This is a genomic window from Collinsella phocaeensis (assembly GCF_900119895.1).
Lineage (GTDB): Bacteria > Actinomycetota > Coriobacteriia > Coriobacteriales > Coriobacteriaceae > Collinsella > Collinsella phocaeensis.
Map to the genome: position 1 here is coordinate 140,658 of NZ_FQLR01000004.1, position 18,636 is coordinate 159,293.

The following is an 18,636-nucleotide window of genomic DNA, read 5'->3' on the forward strand; positions in this document are numbered from 1 at the left end:
CGGACAGGCTAGTCCTGGGGCTTCTCGGGCAACGGCCCGGTGAAGGAGGGGCCGAGCGATGAGGCCAGGGTGTTCCGAATCGACTCGCCGTGCGCCTGGAGCGCGTCGTGCAGCTGCTGCTGGGCGCCGGCGTCGTCGAGGTGGATGGGCAGCACGTCGGACACCGCGTCTTCCACCAGGCCCACGTAGGTGGTCGCGGCATCGGCGGTGAGGTGCGTGCCGTCTCCGTCGAACAGCTCGCCGCGGCCCTCGCTGTAGCCGAACCAGTCGACGACGCGCACGTTGTCGTAGCGCTCGGCTGCGCGCTTGAGCGTGTCGTTCGTGGGTCCCACCCATTGGCGCGGGCTGCGCGTGGTGATGAAGACCACGGTCCGCTCGGTGCCCGCGATGCCCATGAGCTCGTCGATCTGCTCGTCGCTCATGGGGCCGTTCGTGCCCAGGGCGAACACGAGGATGCCGCCCGCCAGGCCGCGGTCCACGAGGTCGCGGTAGATGTCGATGCCCGTCGAGAACTGGCGGCTCACCTTGGCGTCGATGAGGCCGTGGGGGAAGGCCTGCGCGAACGCCTGCTCGGCGCGGACGGATACCGAGTCGCCGATCCAGACGATGTCGTACGAGCCCGCCGGCCAGGCGCCGTCTTCTTGCCCGGAGGGCGTCCCGGCGCTCTGCGCACCCGCCTCGTCGCCCGCTTCGCCCTGCCCCTCGTCGCCGTTGAGCAGGGCGGCGCCCTCCTCGGACATGGCGTCGGTCTTGGGCACGAAGACGAGGCCGGCCGCGGCGGTAAGGCAGATGACGGCGACGGCGGAGGCTAGGGCGATAGCCCTGGCGCCGGGCTTGCGCGCACGCAGGGTCTCGGGCCTGAAATCCCCTGCCTTGACGCGCGCGATGAGGGCTCCTGCCGCGCCGCGGCGGAAGGGCGTCTCGATGAAGCGGTACGAGAGCTCCGCCGCGCCCACGACGACAGCGATCTGCAGCAGATGGATCCACCACGGCTTCACCGTGATGTCGGAGACGGGGTTCATGAGCAGCAGCAGCGGGTAGTGCCACAGGTAGATGCCGTATGAGCGCTTGCCGAGCCAGACCAGGGGCTTCGCGGAGAAGAGCCGGGCGAGCGGGCTGCCGTCGCGCAGGCACGCGGCGATGAGGCCGCAGGCGAACAGCGATGCGAGCAGGGTGCCCCCGCGGTACTGGAAGGCGGTGTAGCCGTTGGTGAGCACCATGATGAGGCAGAGGCCCGCGAGGCTCGCGAGCCCCACGATGTCGAGCCCGTGCCCGCCGGGCACCGCGCCGTCGACGCGCTTCCGGGCGCGCTCGGGCACGAAGGCGAGCCAGGCGCCGAGCAGCAGGGAGAAGATGCGGGTGTCGGTGCCGTAGTAGACGCGGCTCGGGTCGGCGGCGGGGTCGTACAGCACGCTCATCGCCAGGGCGCTCGCGGCCGCCACGACGAGCACGCCGCGGCGCACTGCGCGCTTCCGGCAGCCGAGCCTGAAGGCGACGACGAGGGCGAGGGGCCAGATGAGGTAGAACTGCTCCTCGATGGCGAGCGACCAGAAGTGCGTGAGGGGAGACGGGTCGCCCAGGGCGTTGAAGTAGCTCACGTCGCGCAGGATCTGCCACCAGTTGTTGAAGAACAGCAGAGACGGGAGTATGTCGCCGCGCATCTTGGTGAGCATCACGTGGTTGAACAGGGTGCACAGCGCGGCGGTGACGACGATGACCGCGACGATCGCGGGCATGAGCCGGCGCAGGCGCCTTACCCAGAAGTCCTTGAGGTCGATGCGTCCCGTGCCGTCGTGCTCGACGAGCATCAGATGGGTGATCAGGTAGCCGGAGAGCACGAAGAACACCGTGACGCCCTGCAGTCCGCCCTGCGCCCAGGTCACGTTGAGGTGGTAGAGCACGACCGCGATGACGGCGAGCGCGCGGATGCCGTCGAGCGCGGGGATGTAGCGCGGTTTGGGGCGCGCGGCAGCGGTCGCCTGCCCGGCCCCCTCGCTGTGGCGCGATGGGGAGTGGAGGGGCTGCTCGGGCGCCGGGTGCCGATGCTGTTCGGTTCCGTCGTGAGTCATATGGGATGGGTCCAATCGGGGACGCTGGGTCTGTGGCAGAGATATTCTGCATTGTAGCCGTCTTGCCGGGTGCGCGCCCAGGGCTGCATCGGGCCTGCTATATACTCATATGGGTGATGTGCGGCCGTCGGAACGCGGCCGCTAGCCGCGCGTCCGCGCCCGTGCGCGGCGCGCCCGCCATCGGCAGGGAGGTTGGTATGTGGAGGTCCCCGGATACAGGCGACCGCAAGGTCTCGGTTGACGAGCGCCGCGCGCTGATCGTCGAGGAGGTCATGCGCCGCGCCTCGCTGCAGGTGTCCGATATCTGCGAGCGCTTCGGCGTCTCGGAGGTGACCGCGCGCAACGACCTCGACAAGCTCGAGAAGAGCGGCAAGCTGCGGCGCACGCACGGCGGCGCGGTTCCCATCGCCCGCGCGGTGACGGTCTCCTGTCCCGACCGCCGCATGAACGTCAACGTCGAGGCCAAGCGGGCGGTGGCGGAGTGCGCGGCGTCCCTTGTGTCCGATGGCGATACGCTGCTCGTGGACACGGGAACGACGACCTTCGAGTTCGTGCAGCTCCTCAACGACAAGAACGACCTCACCATCGTGACGAGCGACCTCTCCATCGCCTCGTTCGCCGATTCCAACCTGCCCCGTGCGCAGATTCTGCTGCTCGGCGGCATGCTGCGCAAAAACCATCGGTATGCGACGGGCGACATCACCACCGGCGTCATGGACAGCCTGTTCGTCGATCGCGCCTTTCTCGCGACCGACTCGTTCAGCCCCGAGGGCGGTTTCACCACGGACCACGTGGGGAACGCGAGCGTGAAGTCGCACATGCTGAGCCATGCCCGCGAGCGGATCATGCTCATGGATGCGAGCAAGGTGCGCGATCCCGGGCTCGTGCGGTTCGCGGGAATCGATGACTTCGATATCGTCGTGACCGACTACGACCCCGAGGGCGTGCTTTCCGACGCCGTGACGGAATCCGAGCGGTATGTGCGCCTTATCGTGACCGGTGCCGAATAGGGCCGTGGCCAGCGTACCTATCGCTTCGAGACCCTCGGGCCCATCGGTTCCCGCGCGGATGCGACGGGTCCTTCTCCGCCGCCCGAACCGGTGGCGTCGCGCGCGAGATGCAAGGAGGCGCCGCGACCATGGGCCGCGGCGCCTCTTCTGTGCGCTGATGCTGCGACGGGATCCCGGAGCGGGCGGTCCGGCTAGAACTTGACCTGCGGGACCTCGCGCGCGGCCTCGGCCGCCTCGAAGCCCGTGCGCTCCTTGAACTGGAAGATGCCGGCGAAGATGTTGCCGGGGAAGGTCTGGATGGCGTTGTTGTAGTTGAGGACGCAGTCGTTGTAGCTCTGGCGCGCGTAGGAGATCTTGTTCTCGGTGTCCTCGAGCGAAGTCTGGAGCTGCGAGAAGTTCGCGTTCGCCTTGAGGTCGGGATAGGCCTCGGCGACGGCGAAGAGCTGGCGGAGCGCGCCGGTGAGAAGGTTGTCGGCGTCCATCTTCGCGTCGGGGGTGGTGGCGGATGCGGCCGCGTTGCGGGCGGAGACGACCGCGTCGAGCGTCTCCTTCTCGTGCGCGGCGTAGCCCTTCACGGTCTCCACCAGGTTGGGGATCATGTCGTTGCGGCGCTGCAGCTGGGTGTCGATGTTCTGCCACGCGTTGTCGATGCGGTTGCGCAGCGTGACCATGTTGTTGTAGATGCCGGCGATCGCGATGGCGATGGCGACGACAACGACGATGCCGATGATGGCCGGGATCATTGAAGCTCCGTTCCCGGGGAGTCCCCGTGGGTTCGATGCGGCGTGGCCGCGGTGCAGATAGATGAAGTATACCCGGTTGAAGCTGGCTGGAGTCGTCGAGTTGGGGGGGCGCGCGATGTCGGCCGGGGCCCGCCGAGAGCACGCCGAGCTCGACCGTCGATGTTGTCGGGGTTGGCCGCGCGGCCTGGCTGGCGCCCGCTGCCGCGCGCGATCAAGTTCTGGGCCGGCTTTGCCGGCCGAGGGTCCCGCCGTGGGTGCCGCCGTGCGCCCCGATGCCGCCCGCGCCGCCCGCCGCCCCCGTGTCGCAGCCTGCCTGCAGCCGGTCGGCGATGCAGCCGGTCGGTGCCTGCGCGCCGCGGCTCATCATCCGCTGACGGACGCTTTCGCATCGGTCGGCGAGGGGGTGCGCTGTGAAGATGCTATTGTTATCAGATGTGTGATAAACGATAGATGTAACTTAACTGCCGTGTAACGAGACGGTGTAAATATAGGAAAAGGGGCGACCGATGGACCTTCGCATCGAAAAGACCTACAAGGCGCTGATCACCGCGTTCGGCGAGCTGCTCGAGGAGCGGCCGTACGAGCAGATCACGGTTGCGATGCTGTGCGAGCGCGCCATGATCCGACGGACCACGTTCTACAAGCATTTCGCCGACAAAGCGGAGTTCTTCGTCTTCTTCGCCGACAACATGCGCTTCGAGCTGATGAGGATCGGCGACGAGGGCGCCGAGAAGATGGGGGGCGTCGGCGGTCTCGACAAGCATGCCGCGGTGTTCCACCAGCTCGCCGACTACCTGCTGAAGCACGAGGCGGCGATGGACAACATCTTCGCGAGCTCCATGGTGGGCGCGATGACGATCGTGATCTGCGAGAAGGCGGCGGAGGTCCTGCGCGAGCGCTACGCCTCGCAGGCAGAAGACCCCGAGTCGGAGGAATTCCTCGCGGCATGCGAGTTCGCTGCGGGCGGCATCATCCGCCTGCTGCAGATGTGGTGGGAGTCCGAGGGCCGCGGCGAGAGCGAGGACCGCTTCGTCGAGGCGTCCGTGAAGCTCGTCGCGCGGACGCTCGCGGAGCCCGCTGCGGAGCGATAGCGGGCGGGAGCCTGGGCGGCGGGCGAGCAAGGAGGTTGCGCGCCGTTCGATTCTCGTACGGCATCTCTGGCCAGCGGTTTCGTTCCAAGGGCACGAAAAATCTCAAATCGGGGAAATTTTTCGCTTGCACTCATGTCTCGTTAGGGTACAATTTCCCCTGCATTACACGGAGAGTTGTCCGAGCGGCCGAAGGAGCACGATTGGAAATCGTGTAGGCGCCAAAAGCGTCTCCGGGGTTCAAATCCCCGACTCTCCGCCAGCATCTTCTTCATGGCGCGCCCTTTGGACGCGCCATGTTTCACTCCATGCGGAGGAGTGGCAGAGTGGTTGAATGCGGCGGTCTCGAAAACCGTTTACCCGGTGTTCCCGGGTACGAGGGTTCGAATCCCTCCTCCTCCGCCATCATCGATTGAGCGCAGCGAGCCCGAGCGGCTCGCTTTTTTGTGCCCCGTGCCCGGATTCGAACCCGGAAGGGCGCGGAGGCGGCCGCGCTTTGATGCCGCGCGACCTCGGGATGGCGCCCACCCCAATCCGAGGCCCTTCGCCCCGGGCCGTCTCAATGTAGGGACAGTCCCTACGTTGAGGCGGGGGCAGCGCAGGGGCGAGGGAAACGCTTAAAGGTCGCTTAATCCCGTGGCTGCCTGGTTGGCTGCGGCTCCATGCGGATACACTCAGGGCATGTGAAACCGAAGGAGTGACGATGTACGCACAGCAGCTTGGCTTCGCATCTTCGTGGAAGATGCTGACCCGTGACAAAGGGTGGATCAAACCGATGCTCGTCCTTACGATCGTGGGATGGATCCCCGTCGTCGGGCAGATGGCGATCTTCGGATACGCGCTCGAGTGGGCGCGCTTGACCGCTTGGGGCGTCGACGCCGCGCCCAAGCAGCGCGGCGTGGATGTCGGCAAGGTCATGCGCACCGGCTGCGTCGCGTTTATCATCTCGGTGCTCATGAGCGCCGCGGCCACTATCGTGGGCGCGGCTCTGTTCGGCTCGTGGGCGACGGCGTTCGCGCTGCCGATGGGCTCCGGGCTTCTGGCCATGCTCTACACCGGGATCATGAGCGGTGTCGGGGCGCTTGGAAGCCTGGGCGTGCTGGTGATCGGCCTCGTGCTCGAGGCCTTCATCATGGCGGCCATGCTGCGCGCCACGATCTACGATTCGTTCGGTGCCGCCTGGCGTGTTGACCGGATCTGCCAGATGGTCGCGCGCGACCCCGGCGGCTTCGCGCACGTCTACGCGGTCTCCCTGATCGGCGGATTCATCAATTGGGCCTATTCCGCGCTCGTCTCGCTCATCGGAACGGCGGTGATGGCTTTCGGGGCGGTCGGCATCGGGTTCGCGTTCGACCGGGGCGTGGAGCGCATGGTGCTCGGGACGGCTCCGGGGATAATCATGGTGGCCGTCGTCTGCGCGATCGCCCTGCTCTTCGTGGGTTCCGTTATCGCGACCGTCATGCAGCTCCTCGCGGTCAACGCGATGGGCCAGTGGTTCTGTCGGTTCAGCGTCGATCGCTGGGGCGTCTCGTCCGCCCCGCTTCCGGACGGGGTTCCCGCAGCGATGGGCGACGCCTCCTCCTCGACACCCCGTCGACCGGAGGAATCCGATGCGGTCGGTGCGGAGCAGGCACAGGGCGAACCGGCGCGGCAGGCGCAGGACCAGGAACAGGATGTCCCGATGCATGCCGTGCCGGTCCAGGAAGCCCCGGTGACGTGCGGGCAGGCTCGGGAAGATGCCGCTCCGGACGCCTGTGAGGCGGATGGCGCGGACCCTTCGCAGCCCGATGCGGGGCAGCCCGAGGATGCTGTCCGTGCGGAGGCGAATCAGGGACGGGACGCGTAGTTCCGTGTCAACCGATCTGCCGGCGACGTGTCGGCGGGACGATGCGAAATCGGATGCAGGCGCCCCGGCGGGACGGTCCGCCGGGGCACAGTTGTGAAAAGCGGATGAGGTTCACGTGCGGATGCGGACCAGATACGTGAAGCCCACGCGCAAGCTCGCTCGTTCGCGACCTCGTCGGGCGGGGGCGTTTTGCGTGGCGTTCGATGCGTGTCGGGACTGTTTCCCGAGCGGTTGGGGGAATGGGAGAAAAACGTCCGGGCGCCATGCGATGCTGAGGGGGCGCGACGCGGTCGGGGCTGCGACCGGCTCCCTGATTGTGTGGAGGTCATGAGGTTGTACCTGCGGTTAGTTGAGGGCAGAGGCCGGTTGGTCTAAAGTATCCTAGTCCTTTCCTGCTTCGGGCGCACCTTCACGACCCGAAGCCTTATGCCCAGAGGAGGTGACCAAATGAAGGCCTATGAACTGCTGTTCTTTGTTGACCCCGCTCTCGATCCCGAGACTCGTCTCGCCGTGATGAAGCGTATCGATACCACGATCGCCGAGGGTAACGGTAAGGTCGACAACGTTGACGAGTGGGGCAAGCGCAAGCTCGCCTACGAGATCAACAAGCTCACCGAAGGTGATTACACCCTCATCAACTTCCATGCAGACCCTGCTCAGATCGCCGAGCTCGATCGCGTCCTGCGCATCACCGATGCCGTGGTTCGTCACATGATCGTCCGTCGCGACGACCAGGAGTAAGCATCGCTTTGGAAGATGGATCGCCGGCGCCGTCGCCGGCATCCGCGCATGAGAGGTAGTGAAAGCATGAGCATCAACCGAGTCAACATCTCCGGTAATCTCACCCGCGACCCCGAGCTGCGCGCCACCGCGAGCGGCACCCAGGTGCTCTCGTTCGGCGTCGCGGTCAACGACCGTCGCCGCAACCCGCAGACCGGTGAGTGGGAGGATTACCCCAACTTCGTGGACTGCACGATGTTCGGGACGCGTGCCGAAGCCGTGAGCCGCTATCTCTCGAAGGGGTCGAAGGTCGCGATCGAAGGGAAGCTGCGCTACAGCTCCTGGGAGCGCGACGGCCAGCGCCGCAGCAAGCTCGAGGTCATCGTCGATGAGATCGAGTTCATGAGCCGCGGCGGCGGCCAGGGCGGTCAGGGCGACTACGGCAATGCCGGCGGTGGCTCCTATGGCGGCGGTTACGCCGCGCCCGTTCCGCAGGCGGCTCCTGCACCCGTGCAGGCGCCCCCGGCGGTCGACGTCTACGATGATGACATTCCGTTCTAAGGTCCTTCGGGAATCTTGGTAACGGCGTGACTCGCCAAACGTAAGTGAGCGGCGCTCGCGGAACATGTGGGCTGCGCGCGCCAAACGAAAGGTATTTTGACATGGCTAATGATTATTCTGCACGTCAGCCGCGTCGTAAGTACTGCCAGTTCTGCAAGGAGAACACCGAGTATATCGACTACAAGGATACTCAGCTTCTCCGTAAGTACATGACCGACCGCGGCAAGATCAAGCCCCGTCGCGTCACTGGCGCTTGCACGCAGCATCAGCACGACATCGCGAACGCCATCAAGCGCGCTCGCGAGATGGCTCTCCTGCCGTACGCTGTGCCCGTGGTCTCTTCCCGCGGCAACCGCGACCGCGGCTAGGTTTTCGAGGTCTGACTGAGTAGATGATGGACCAGGACCAGGCGCCCATGCAGATCGCCCCGTTTCCGCCTTCCCGTGGGCCCAGGCCCGCGAACATGGCGGGCTCTGCGGCCTTCATGCTCGCCGGCGCTTTTGCCGCCACGGTCATGCCGGTGCTCGGCGTCGCCCTGATGGGCTACGGTGCGCGCGGCATGTACGAGGCGGGCGGCACGAAGGGTTTCGCCCTGGCCGCCCTCGTCGGCGCGGCGGCGGTCGCCGGCATGGTCGCGTTCGAACCGCTGCTCGCGACCGGCACGCTTTCGGGCGTGCTCGCGGCGCTGGGCGCCGTGTGGTGCATGCGGCATCGCGCGGCGACCACGTTGAGCGTGAGCCTCGTTATCGCGGCTTGCGCTGGCGTGGGTCTTGGCGTCGACGCCTTCCTGCTTATGCAGGCCGGAGCCTCCTCCGTGGGCGCGGAGTATACCGCGCTCATCATGGAGACGGCCCGCGCGACCTTGGGTCAAGGCATCGAGGCCGATATGGTCCTGAGGCAGGCCGAACCCGTCTTCCAGGCGATCTGGCCCGTGCTCTACGTCGTGAGCGCGACCATGAACGTCTTGTCGGCGGCGATCGGTTCGCACCTTATGGCGGCGCGCGCGTACGGGGATCCCCGTATGCCTTCGATCGCTCGCTACGACGCGCCTATGTGGGCGGTCGGCGTGCTCGCGATCTCCGTCGCCGGGCTCGGGGTGTCGTTCTCGCCCGTCCCGTACGCAGAGGTTCTGCGCACGGTCTGTGCGACGGCGCTCCTTAGCGTGAGGATGATATTCACCCTGCAGGGGTTCGGCGTGGTCCTGTACCGCCTGAACGCCCGCCGGGCGGGATGCTTCTTCAGGGTGATCCTGCTTACGCTGCTCATTCAACTCGAAGCGACGCTCTTTGTCGTGAGCGTCGTCGGCCTGATCGACGTGTGGGCCAATTTCCGCAAGCTTTCGCGGAGCGGCTCGCACGCAAGGGCACAACAGTAATCATTGCACTGCGGGAGCGGTGCTATCTGCAAGGAGATCTCATGAAAGTCGTTCTTCTGGGTGAGATCAAGGGCAAGGGTGGCGAGGGTGACGTCGTCGACGTCGCTCAGGGCTATGCCGAGAACTACCTGTTCCCTAAGAAGCTCGCCGTTGCGGCTACCAAGGGCAACCTGAAGCAGCTCGAGGAGCGTCGCAACAACATCGCGAAGCGCGAGGCCGTTCGTCTTGAGAACGCCAACGCGCTCAAGAGCGCCCTGGACGGCAAGTCCGTCACCGTCGACGCCAAGGTCGGCGACGAGGGCGTCCTGTTCGGTTCAGTGACCAGCTCCATGATCGCCGACGCGATCAAGGCCCAGCTGGACATCGAGGTCGATCGCAAGCGCGTCGAGCTCGGTAAGCCCATCAAGGTCGCGGGCACCCACGCCGTCACCATCTCGCTCTACCGCGAGATCAGCGCCGTGGTGAACGTCCTCGTCGGCGTTTCCGCCGAGGAGGAGGCCGAGGGGGTCGAGGCCGAGGCCGAGGCCGCTGAGGTCGCTGAGGCCGTCGAGACCGAGGCTGCCGCTGAGTAGCCTGCGTCTCTTCGTCGCATTGAAACGGCTCGGATGCTTGCGCGTCCGAGCCGTTTTTTCATGTGCCGGCAACGCTTGGCGCGCCCTGCGGGTCGCTAGAGCTCGATCTTCAGGGTGACCGGACAGTGGTCGGATCCGAAGACATCGCTCCGGATGCCTGCTGCCTGGACCCGATCGGCGATGGAGTCGCTCACCAGGAAATAGTCGATACGCCATCCCGCGTTGTTCTTGCGCGCGTTGAACCGGTAGCTCCACCAGCTGTAGGCGCCCTCGAGCCCGGGGTTGGCCGCGCGGAAGGTATCGGTGTACCCCGCATCGAGCAGGTCGGTGAATTTCGCGCGCTCTTCGTCGGAGAAGCCGGCGTTGCCGCGGTTGCTCTTGGGGTTCTTGAGGTCGATTTCGTTGTGGGCGACGTTGAAATCCCCGCAGGTGACTACCGGCTTGCCGGTCTCCTGCTCGAGGGAACGTAGGAAGGCGCGGAAGGCGTCGTCCCAGGCCATGCGCGTGTCGAGCCGCGCGAGTTCCCCCTGTGCGTTGGGGGTGTACACGTCGACGAACCAGAACCGGTCGAATTCGAGGGCGCAGACGCGACCCTCGGTCGCGGCGACGGCGACCAGCTCGAGCTCGTCGTCGGATAGCCCGGCGGCGCGGCCGGCCTCGAGCACGGCGTCGGCGTGCCGGACGGCGAGTGGCTCCTCGTGCGTGAACACCGCGGTGCCTGAGTAGCCCTTGCGCTCGGCGTAGCTCCAGACCTGGTGGTAGCCGGGCAGATCGAGCTCGACCTGGCCTTCTTGCAGTTTCGTTTCCTGCAGCGCGAGGATGTCGGCATCGAGCTCGGCGACGATGTCGGTGAAGCTGGGGTCTTTCTTGAGCACGGCGCGCAGGCCGTTGACGTTCCAAGACGCAAGCGAGTAGGTGCGCGGGGCATCGTGGGCGGTGTCCATGTCGGTCCTTTCGATATGGTTGCGAGGGCGCCGTTTTGCGTCCTCGGCGTGCAGAGATGGGATTGAACGCGGGCGGCGTCCCTGGCCGTCGCGGTCGAACCTATAATAGGGGAATATGTGCTCGGTTGATGCCGGGCGCGCGTGCAGCGATCTGTATGGAAGCAGTCCGAAAGGCGGAGTACCGACCGTGTCGAATATCATGAGCCCCGCGGAGGAGCGCCTCGAGCGCTCGTTCCGCCACGTCCGCACCTGGTCCGTCCTGCTGTGCCTAGCGGCCATCGCATGCCTGCTCGTCGCGGGCGTTTTGGCGGCGGTCGTCGGGGCGGTCTTCATCGAGGAAGAGCGCCAGGCGACGGTATCCCTCATCGCGATATCGGTGGGCGCCGGCGTGGGCGGCCTCGCCGTGACGGTCGTGTCGGCGCTCTCGATGGGAGGCAAACTCCCGCTCATGCTGTCTGCCGCGCTTTCGATCGTGCTGTCCGCCGTCTCCCTGGCCCTTGCCGCGCTGGTGGCCGTTCGCGGCCTCGAGGGCGTGTTCGGCCTGACGGTGTCCTGCGGCACGCTGGGAGTCATGGCGCTTGCCGCCCTCGTGCTCGCTATCGTGCTGATCCTTGCCAACGGGACGAAGAAGCGGCTCCTCGCTTCTGGGGCCATGCCGTATGAGGGCTATGGCTCGGAGCAGCGGGAGGACGCGTACGATGCGGATCCGGATGCCGCATACGGAGCCGTGGAAAGCGGTTCCTACGGGGACGCCTATGAATCGCCCGAGCCCTATCGCCCCTCATCCTATGCGCAGGGCCCGTCCGCATACGGCGCCGCCCAGGTCGAGCGGGCGACACCCGTCGCGGATTCCGCGTACGGCGAGCCGGCGTACGCCCCTGCACCTTCGACTCCGGTCTCCGCGGTGCCGTCTGCGCCCGCGCCCGCCGTCGATGCGGCTGCGACCCGCATGTGGACTCCGTCGGAGGCTCCTGCTTCCCAGCCCGCCCCGGCGGCTGCCTCTTTTGGGGATGAGCCGGAGGCCGCGGCCGATCCGTTTGCGTTCAACCCGGATTACTCGGCGCCCGGCGCGCTCGGCTCCTTCGATGCGTTCGATTTGGACGACGGCGATGAGGAATGGGCGCCCGTCGTGGCCCGCAACCGGCGTCAGGCGGACGACGAGGACGACTGGGCGTTCTAGCGAACGCAGCTGCGCCCAAGATGAAGGGACGGGAAGATGGCTCGAGCAATCACGGATCCCGCGGAGGCCTCTTCGGCCCTCGCCAAACTGTTCGAAGCGCACGACCATGCGGTCTTCTTCGGCGGTGCGGGCGTGTCCACCGCGAGCGGTATTCCGGACTTCCGGAGTGTGGACGGCCTCTATCGCCAGCATTTCGCCTATCCGCCCGAGACGATGCTCTCGCACTCCTTCTACGCTTCTCACACGGCGGAGTTCTACGAGTTCTACCGTGAGCGCATGATCGCGCTCGACGCCCGGCCCAACCGGTGCCACACGAAGCTCGCCGAGCTCGAGGCGGCAGGCAAGCTCGATGCCGTGGTGACGCAGAACATCGACGGCTTGCACCAGGCCGCCGGCTCGCAGGTCGTCTGGGAGCTGCACGGGTCGGTCCACCGCAACGTGTGTCAGCGCTGCGGGCAGACCTACGATGCGGCGTGGGTCTGCGCGCGCGAGCACGAGGACGTGCGCGGCGTGCCGGAGTGCCCGCTGTGCCGCGGCGAGATCAAGCCCGACGTCGTGCTCTACGAGGAGCCGCTCGACGAGCGCGTGATGGCCGGGGCGATCGATGCGATCTCGCGGGCGGACCTGCTCGTGATCGGCGGGACCTCGCTCGTCGTCTACCCGGCGGCGGGACTCACGCGATTTTTCAACGGGGATACCCTCGTCATCGTGAACCGCGACTGCACGCCGCAGGATGGTGACGCCGACGTGCTGATCGCCTGCGACATCGCCCAGGCATTCGATTTCTAGGGAGACTGCTGCCCCTCATCATGCGGCGGATACAATAGGGACGGCAAATCCGGCGCCCTTCCGGCGCCTTGTGAAAGGACCTTCATGGCACACGACACCAAGATCTGGCGCTGCGGCAAGTACGAGCTCAAGTTCGACCGACCGCGCATCATGGGCGTCCTCAACGTCACCCCGGATTCATTCAGCGACGGTGGCGAGCACCTGGACACCGATGCCGCGATCGCGCACGGCATCGCGATGCTGGATGCCGGCGCCGACATCATCGACGTCGGCGGCGAGTCCACGCGTCCGGGCTTCACGCCCGTCTCCCCGGACGAGGAGGCGCGTCGCGTGCTGCCCGTTATCCGCGCGCTCGCGCAGCGCGGGGCGATCGTATCGGTGGACACGCGCCACGTGGAGGTGGCGAAGGCCGCCGTGCGCGTGGGTGCGTCCATCGTCAACGATGTCACGGGATTCACCGACCCCAAGATGGTCGAGTTCGTCACATCGAGCACCTGCGGCGTCGTCGTGATGCACGCGGGCGAGGTTTCGGAGCCGATCGCGCGAACCCATAAGGCCGTGCAGCTCGATACCTCCGCCGCCGCCTTCGTGGCCGAGAAGGCCCGCGCTGCCGCGGCCGCCGCGGCCGCGCCTTCGAATGGCAAGAAGTCCAGGGCCAAGTCCGGGGTGGGCTCCGTGACCCGCCTTGCCGGCGGGCTCGTGCAGCCTCAACTGCCGTTCGGCGACGCTGCGGAGGCGAAGGAGGACGAGGGTCGCGAAGAGGCCGAAGCGCCAACGGCCGAGACGCCCGCTGCGGCCCCCGAGGTCGCCGAGGCCCCCGATGCCGCGGAGCAGGTCGACCGCCTCGCCGCGGTGATGGCTCGGTCCGCGCGCCGCGAGGAAGCCTATGTGGGCACCTCGCAGCTGCGCCGCTTCACGCTTCCGGATTCCGCGCCCATCATGCGCCGCGTCATGGGCTTCCTGTCCGACCAGGCCCGTGCGCTCGTCCATGCGGGTGTCGCGCGCGAGCGCATCTGCATCGACCCGGGCGCCGGATTCGGCAAGACCGCGAACGAGGACATCATCATCCAGCGCGAGACCGCGAAGATGGCTTCGCTGGGGTATCCGCTGCTCTGCGCCGTGTCGCGCAAGCGCTTCGTGGGGGCGGTCTCTGGCGTGACCGTGGCCGCCGACCGTGACGCCGCCACCTACGGCGTATGCCTTGCCGCGATCCAGGCTGGCGCGAACGTCGTGCGCGTGCACGATGTCGCCGGATTCGCTCAGTTCCTCAACGGCTATTGGGCCGTCGCCCGCCCTCATCCCCGCCGTGCCTTCGTGGCGCTCGGTTCCAACCTGGGCCATCGCCTGGACAACATACGCGCCGCCAAGGACCTCATCGCCGAGATCCCGCTCACCTGCGTTTCCAACTGCTCTCGCATTTACGAGAGCGAGCCTGCCTACGAGGAGCACCAGGAACCCTTCGCCAACGCCGTGGTCGAGGTCCGTTCCGAGCTCGCGCCGATCATACTGCTCGACGAGCTGCTGAAGATCGAGGACAAGCTCGGCCGCGACCGCACGGCCGCCGCGAAGGCGAACGGCCCGCGCACCCTCGATTGCGACCTGCTGTGGATGGAGGGGGAGGTGCACGGCGGCGAGAAGCTCGTGCTGCCGCATCCCAAGATCGGCGAGCGCGATTTCGTGCTCGTCCCGCTCGAGGACCTCATGCACGACCCGGCGCGGTTCTTCCGCTACGAGGGCGTCGACGTGAAGGAGCCCGAGGAGCGCGTCGGGCACGTGGTCCGCGAGCTGGGGGTGCTGTAGATGGGCGCCGCGTGCGAGCGGGACGCGGTGCGCGCGTCGTGGGAGGGCGGCTCGACGCTCTGCGTCCTGCCGTCGGTGGGCTCGACGAACGATGTTGCCATCGGGGCGGCTCGCGATGGGGCGCCGCACGGATGGGCGGTCTGCGCCGAGCGCCAGGTCGCGGGCCGGGGCCGTCGCGGCCATGCCTGGGCATCCCCGAAGGGAAGCCTGTACCTCTCGTGCGTGCTGCGCCCGCGGGTGTCCATGGCACAGTTCATCGCCTTGCCGGCGGTGTGCGCCCTGGGGGTCATGGACACCCTGCACGAGCTCGGCCTTGCGGGGCGTGTGGGCATCAAGTGGCCGAACGACATCGTTGCGCGCCGCTGCGCGGACGCCGGCGCCGGGGACTACTCGCTGCCTGCGGGGGAGGTCGCTGCCAATGCCCTGAGCGTCGGCGCGCCGTTCGATTCGAAGCTCGTCGGCATTCTTGTCGAAGCGAAATCTGCGGCCGAAGGACCGTTTGCCGTGGTGGGGATGGGTATGAACGTGGTGCCCGTCGAGGTCGATCCGAATATGGACGATCGGCCGGCGACGGGCCCGCGCCCGCTGGCGCCCATTTCCCTCGAAGAGCTGCTCGCATTTTCCGACGATCGACCCGGCGGATCCGTGCCCTCGGTTCCGGAGATTGCTGAGACCCTGCGGGCCGCCGTGGTCGCCCGCGTTGATGCCTGGGCCGCCGAGCTTGCGGCATCCGATGCGGCCGCCGGCCCGTTCGCGCCGATCCTCTCCGAGTACTTCGACCTTGTGCCCATGTTGGGCCATCAGGTGGTTGCGCTCACCCCGGACGGACATCCTCTTGCGGTCGGGGTGTTTACGGGGCTCGACGTCTGGGGCCGCGCGACGCTTGCTGCACCGGATGGGGCCGAGCAGGCGTTTCCCTCTGAGGCGGTAAGCCTGCGCGAAGTGTGACCGCATTTGCCGGTGCAGCCGGGCTGGTTGGCGGCCCCGCCGCCCGCTATGCGCCGGGGCACCAGGCCGCGTACGATGCGGTGCGGCCTGGTGCCCCGGCACTCCTTTGTGTGCGGTAGGGGGTCAGACTAGTAATAATAATGAATAACACCCTAAGTTTTTGGACAAAAGTGGCAAATATATAAGTCAATAAGGCGTCGAAAGGGCTTATTGCGGCACGAAGGCTTCAATCCTTGCGAAATCCGACATTTCTCATGCCCATTTAATGAACATCTGTCGTCTAAAAGGGCCGAGTATGGACCGAAAGACTGGATTGGACGTATATATTTGCCACTTTTTGCCCATGCTGCCAGGGGGTTAAGTAAAAACAAGAGGACTTGCTGGAGAAGCGTGGATTCGACTGAATATGCGCGCCGGGACGCGCCGTTCTGCCTGGTGCGAGCGGGTGACGAGGATCCATGCAGCGCCCGCAATATCCCTACAGCTCGCGCGCGTGCAGGCGGCGGTGGATTTCGCGGATGCCGCGCAGGGTGAGCTGGCCGTCGATGATATCGAAGAGATCGGTGCATTCCGCAACGATCCCGGCGAGTCCGCCCGTCGCGATGACGATCGCATCGGGGGCACCGAGCTCGGCCTTGATGCGGGCGACGAGGCCTTCTGCCATGGCTGCGGTGCCCACGACCAGGCCGTTCTGGACGGCTTCGACGGTGTTGCGGCCGATTGCATGGGCAGGCGACTCGAGGGGAACGCTGGCGAGCCGCGCGGCGCGCGCGGTGAGCGCATCCATGGAGATGCGCAGTCCCGGAGCGATGGCGCCGCCGATGTAGGCCCCGTCGGCGTTGACGACATCGATGTTGGTTGCGGTTCCGAAGTCGACGACGATCGCTGGTGCACCGTGGAACGCGGCGGCGGCGACGGAATTGGCGATGCGGTCGGCCCCGACTTCGGAGGGGTTGTCGGCGACGATGGGCGTGACGGCGGCGGTGTCGCGTCCGACAGCGAGGAATTCCGCGTCGATTTGCGCGGCGACGGCTTCCCATTCGCGCACGAGCTGGGGGACGACGCCGGCGAAGGCAATCGCCTCGACCGAGGAGAGGTCGTGGCCGTACATGCGGAAGAAACCGAGCAGGCGGACATGGATCTCGTCCTTCGTATGCGCGCGGTCGGTGGGCATGCGCCACGAGCTGAGGAGCTGGTCGTCACGGAACAGGCCGATCGCGGTCTGCGTGTTGCCCATATCGACAGCGAGGATCATGGTGCCTCCAAGATGCATGACGGGCCGAGCCCGGTGTGACTGTTGTCCTAAGACATTGTATAGAAGCATGGGCGGGTGCGTTGTTCGCGGTGTGCGCCTTGGGGAATTCGGGCACAAGCGCCCCGGCGACGGCTCTGGTCCGTGTGTGGCCCGGTAACGACCTGCTCGTTTTCGATATATGTTGAACATGTGAAGAAAAGGCATATATCGATCGGGCTATTGTCAGGAATGGTTGCGCTACGTAATATATCTTCTTGCGCACGAGATGCGCCCAGACATTGCGGGGTGGAGCAGTCTGGTAGCTCGCCGGGCTCATAACCCGGAGGTCGTAGGTTCAAATCCTGCCCCCGCGACCAAGAACTTAGAGGTCAGCTGCTTAGTCGGCTGGCCTTTTTTCTTGTTGTGGCAGCCTGTTTTGGGGCTTGTGGCAGGGTTGTGGCAGTAAACCATGGCAAACACTGAGAATCAGGCAGCGGGAAGAAGGCCGAAGACGTCCTTCGGCAGCTCGGCTAAGTCGCCCCATTTCTCCGAGGAGCCTCCGTCGTCTCCCGGTAGGAAGTGCGCATAGATCTTGTACGTAATCTCAATGCTTTCATGGCCGAGCCTGCTGGACACGTACTGAATCGGAACGCCTTTCTTTAGAAGCAAGGAGGCATGGGTATGACGAGTTCCATGCAGCGTGATGTTGAATGACTTGTGCTGGGCGAAGCGGCTGAAGTCGCTCGTGAATTTCGACGGGCGGTAGAGCTCGCCGAGGTCGCTGCAGAACACGGGGGTGTCCTCGCCCTGCTCGATGTCGTTGTACATCAGGCGATAGAGCTGCATTTGCTTGTGACGGCGCAGGAACTCGACCGTCCCCTCGGGAATGGTGACGTCCCTGTACGAGCGGTTGCTCTTGGGCAGCTTCTCCTCCAGGGTCTCACCGCAGTAGGTGTCCGTCGCGCGTGCCTCGGCGAGTGCGCGGCGGACGCGTATGACGCCCTCATCGAGGCTGACATCGCGCCACCTGAGTGCGCACAGCTCGCCGCGCCTCATGCCCGTGTCGAGCGCGAGGTTTGTGGCGGCGGCGAAGCGGTAGTCCGGGCATCCGAGCAGGGCGACCTTCATGCGGCACACCTCGTTTTCATCGATGACCCGAACCTCCTTCGTCTCCTTGGATGGAACGTCCACGAGCTCGCAGGGGTTGGACTCGATGTATTCGAGGCGGCGGGCGCGCTTGAGCGCGGTCTTCAGGAAAGACAGGGCCTTCTGGCAGGTGTTGCCAGAAAGGGGCTTGCCGTTGAGGCCGCCGCTTTGGCGCATCCACGCCAGCTGGTCCTCGATCATGTAAGGCTTCAAGTCTTTCAGCAGGGTCGTGCCGAGTCTCGGTGCCCAGCGCGTCTCGACGATGTCGCGGTAGCCGCGAATCGTGTTGGCGCTCAGGTGCTTCACGTCGTGCAGGTAGGCGACGTGGTCGCGCAGGAACTCCTCAAGGGTGATGTTGCTGCGGTCCACGCGGGTGCGGGCCGTCATGAGCTCTACGCGCCACTCGTCCAGCAGGCGCTTTGCCTCGGTCTTGGTGCGGCAGTGGACGGTCTTACTCAGGCGCTTGGAGGGCTTGCCGTCCTCGCTCACGCTAACTCTGAGCAGCCAAGAGTCCTTGCCGCGCTTCACGGGTGCGTAGCCTTCGCTGACTGTTCTCATATCTGTTCACCTCCTTCAAGTGCGTTGAGGGCGGATAGATCTATCTCAAACCG

General features: G+C 66.1%; 17 protein-coding genes and 3 tRNA genes. 15 read left to right on the plus strand and 5 right to left on the minus strand.

What is annotated here, in order from left to right; all coding sequences use genetic code 11:
• Positions 1-8 precede the first annotated feature (8 nt).
• Positions 9-2,069: an acyltransferase family protein gene (locus BQ7355_RS02725; RefSeq protein WP_083581498.1), complete on the minus strand. Its 2,061-nt coding sequence runs from the start codon at positions 2,067-2,069 to the stop codon at positions 9-11.
• 197 nt (positions 2,070-2,266) lie between these two features.
• On the opposite strand from BQ7355_RS02725, the gene BQ7355_RS02730 reads away from it, so the two are divergent.
• A complete protein-coding gene (locus BQ7355_RS02730; RefSeq protein ID WP_072414826.1) occupies positions 2,267-3,079 on the plus strand; it encodes a DeoR/GlpR family DNA-binding transcription regulator in 813 nt (270 codons plus the stop codon).
• A gap of 191 nt (positions 3,080-3,270) precedes the next feature.
• Here BQ7355_RS02730 and BQ7355_RS02735 read toward each other — a convergent pair whose 3' ends face one another.
• Positions 3,271-3,822, minus strand: coding sequence for a LemA family protein (locus tag BQ7355_RS02735; protein WP_072414827.1), 552 nt, complete (start codon positions 3,820-3,822; stop codon positions 3,271-3,273).
• Positions 3,823-4,328: 506 nt separating this feature from the next.
• Here BQ7355_RS02735 and BQ7355_RS02740 point away from each other — a divergent pair.
• The 9 genes from BQ7355_RS02740 (at position 4,329) to rplI (ending at position 9,984) form a co-directional block, all read left to right on the plus strand.
• Complete coding sequence (locus BQ7355_RS02740) at positions 4,329-4,913, plus strand: TetR/AcrR family transcriptional regulator (RefSeq protein WP_072414828.1); 585 nt, start codon at positions 4,329-4,331, stop codon at positions 4,911-4,913.
• Positions 4,914-5,081: 168 nt separating this feature from the next.
• Positions 5,082-5,172, plus strand: a tRNA-Ser gene (locus tag BQ7355_RS02745).
• A 50-nt stretch (positions 5,173-5,222) separates the two neighbouring features.
• A tRNA-Ser gene (locus BQ7355_RS02750) sits at positions 5,223-5,315 on the plus strand.
• A gap of 298 nt (positions 5,316-5,613) precedes the next feature.
• Complete coding sequence (locus BQ7355_RS02755; protein WP_072414829.1) at positions 5,614-6,756, plus strand: DUF4013 domain-containing protein; 1,143 nt, start codon at positions 5,614-5,616, stop codon at positions 6,754-6,756.
• Between the two features lie 447 nt (positions 6,757-7,203).
• Positions 7,204-7,497 (plus strand): 30S ribosomal protein S6, encoded by a 294-nt coding sequence (gene rpsF / locus BQ7355_RS02760; RefSeq protein ID WP_072414830.1) that lies wholly within the window; start codon positions 7,204-7,206, stop codon positions 7,495-7,497.
• 66 nt (positions 7,498-7,563) lie between these two features.
• A complete protein-coding gene (locus BQ7355_RS02765; protein ID WP_072414831.1) occupies positions 7,564-8,037 on the plus strand; it encodes a single-stranded DNA-binding protein in 474 nt (157 codons plus the stop codon).
• 101 nt (positions 8,038-8,138) lie between these two features.
• Positions 8,139-8,405 carry a 30S ribosomal protein S18 gene (gene rpsR, locus BQ7355_RS02770; protein ID WP_072414832.1) on the plus strand — a complete coding sequence of 89 codons (267 nt, stop codon included), beginning with the start codon at positions 8,139-8,141 and terminating at the stop codon, positions 8,403-8,405.
• 26 nt (positions 8,406-8,431) lie between these two features.
• A complete protein-coding gene (locus tag BQ7355_RS02775) occupies positions 8,432-9,412 on the plus strand; it encodes a DUF2232 domain-containing protein (protein WP_159430432.1) in 981 nt (326 codons plus the stop codon).
• Between the two features lie 41 nt (positions 9,413-9,453).
• Positions 9,454-9,984 carry a 50S ribosomal protein L9 gene (rplI, locus tag BQ7355_RS02780; RefSeq protein WP_072414834.1) on the plus strand — a complete coding sequence of 177 codons (531 nt, stop codon included), beginning with the start codon at positions 9,454-9,456 and terminating at the stop codon, positions 9,982-9,984.
• A 95-nt stretch (positions 9,985-10,079) separates the two neighbouring features.
• Here rplI and BQ7355_RS02785 read toward each other — a convergent pair whose 3' ends face one another.
• Positions 10,080-10,928 carry an exodeoxyribonuclease III gene (locus BQ7355_RS02785; RefSeq protein ID WP_072414835.1) on the minus strand — a complete coding sequence of 283 codons (849 nt, stop codon included), beginning with the start codon at positions 10,926-10,928 and terminating at the stop codon, positions 10,080-10,082.
• A 187-nt stretch (positions 10,929-11,115) separates the two neighbouring features.
• Here BQ7355_RS02785 and BQ7355_RS02790 point away from each other — a divergent pair, with 187 nt between their 5' ends.
• From BQ7355_RS02790 to BQ7355_RS02805, 4 genes are all read left to right on the plus strand, one after another.
• Positions 11,116-12,108, plus strand: a complete 993-nt coding sequence (locus tag BQ7355_RS02790) for a hypothetical protein (RefSeq protein WP_072414836.1) — start codon at positions 11,116-11,118, stop codon at positions 12,106-12,108.
• 36 nt (positions 12,109-12,144) lie between these two features.
• Positions 12,145-12,897 carry an NAD-dependent protein deacylase gene (locus BQ7355_RS02795; protein ID WP_072414837.1) on the plus strand — a complete coding sequence of 251 codons (753 nt, stop codon included), beginning with the start codon at positions 12,145-12,147 and terminating at the stop codon, positions 12,895-12,897.
• 84 nt (positions 12,898-12,981) lie between these two features.
• Entirely contained in the window at positions 12,982-14,697 is a 1,716-nt protein-coding gene (gene folP, locus BQ7355_RS02800) for a dihydropteroate synthase (RefSeq protein WP_072414838.1), read from the plus strand.
• Entirely contained in the window at positions 14,698-15,645 is a 948-nt protein-coding gene (locus BQ7355_RS02805) for a biotin--[acetyl-CoA-carboxylase] ligase (RefSeq protein ID WP_072414839.1), read from the plus strand.
• Positions 15,646-16,123: 478 nt separating this feature from the next.
• On the opposite strand, the gene BQ7355_RS02810 is transcribed toward BQ7355_RS02805, so the two are convergent.
• Positions 16,124-16,900: a type III pantothenate kinase gene (locus BQ7355_RS02810; protein WP_072414840.1), complete on the minus strand. Its 777-nt coding sequence runs from the start codon at positions 16,898-16,900 to the stop codon at positions 16,124-16,126.
• A gap of 279 nt (positions 16,901-17,179) precedes the next feature.
• Here BQ7355_RS02810 and BQ7355_RS02815 point away from each other — a divergent pair.
• A tRNA-Met gene (locus BQ7355_RS02815) sits at positions 17,180-17,256 on the plus strand.
• Positions 17,257-17,365: 109 nt separating this feature from the next.
• On the opposite strand, the gene BQ7355_RS02820 is transcribed toward BQ7355_RS02815, so the two are convergent.
• Positions 17,366-18,583: a tyrosine-type recombinase/integrase gene (locus BQ7355_RS02820; RefSeq protein ID WP_072414841.1), complete on the minus strand. Its 1,218-nt coding sequence runs from the start codon at positions 18,581-18,583 to the stop codon at positions 17,366-17,368.
• Positions 18,584-18,636: the final 53 nt, after the last annotated feature.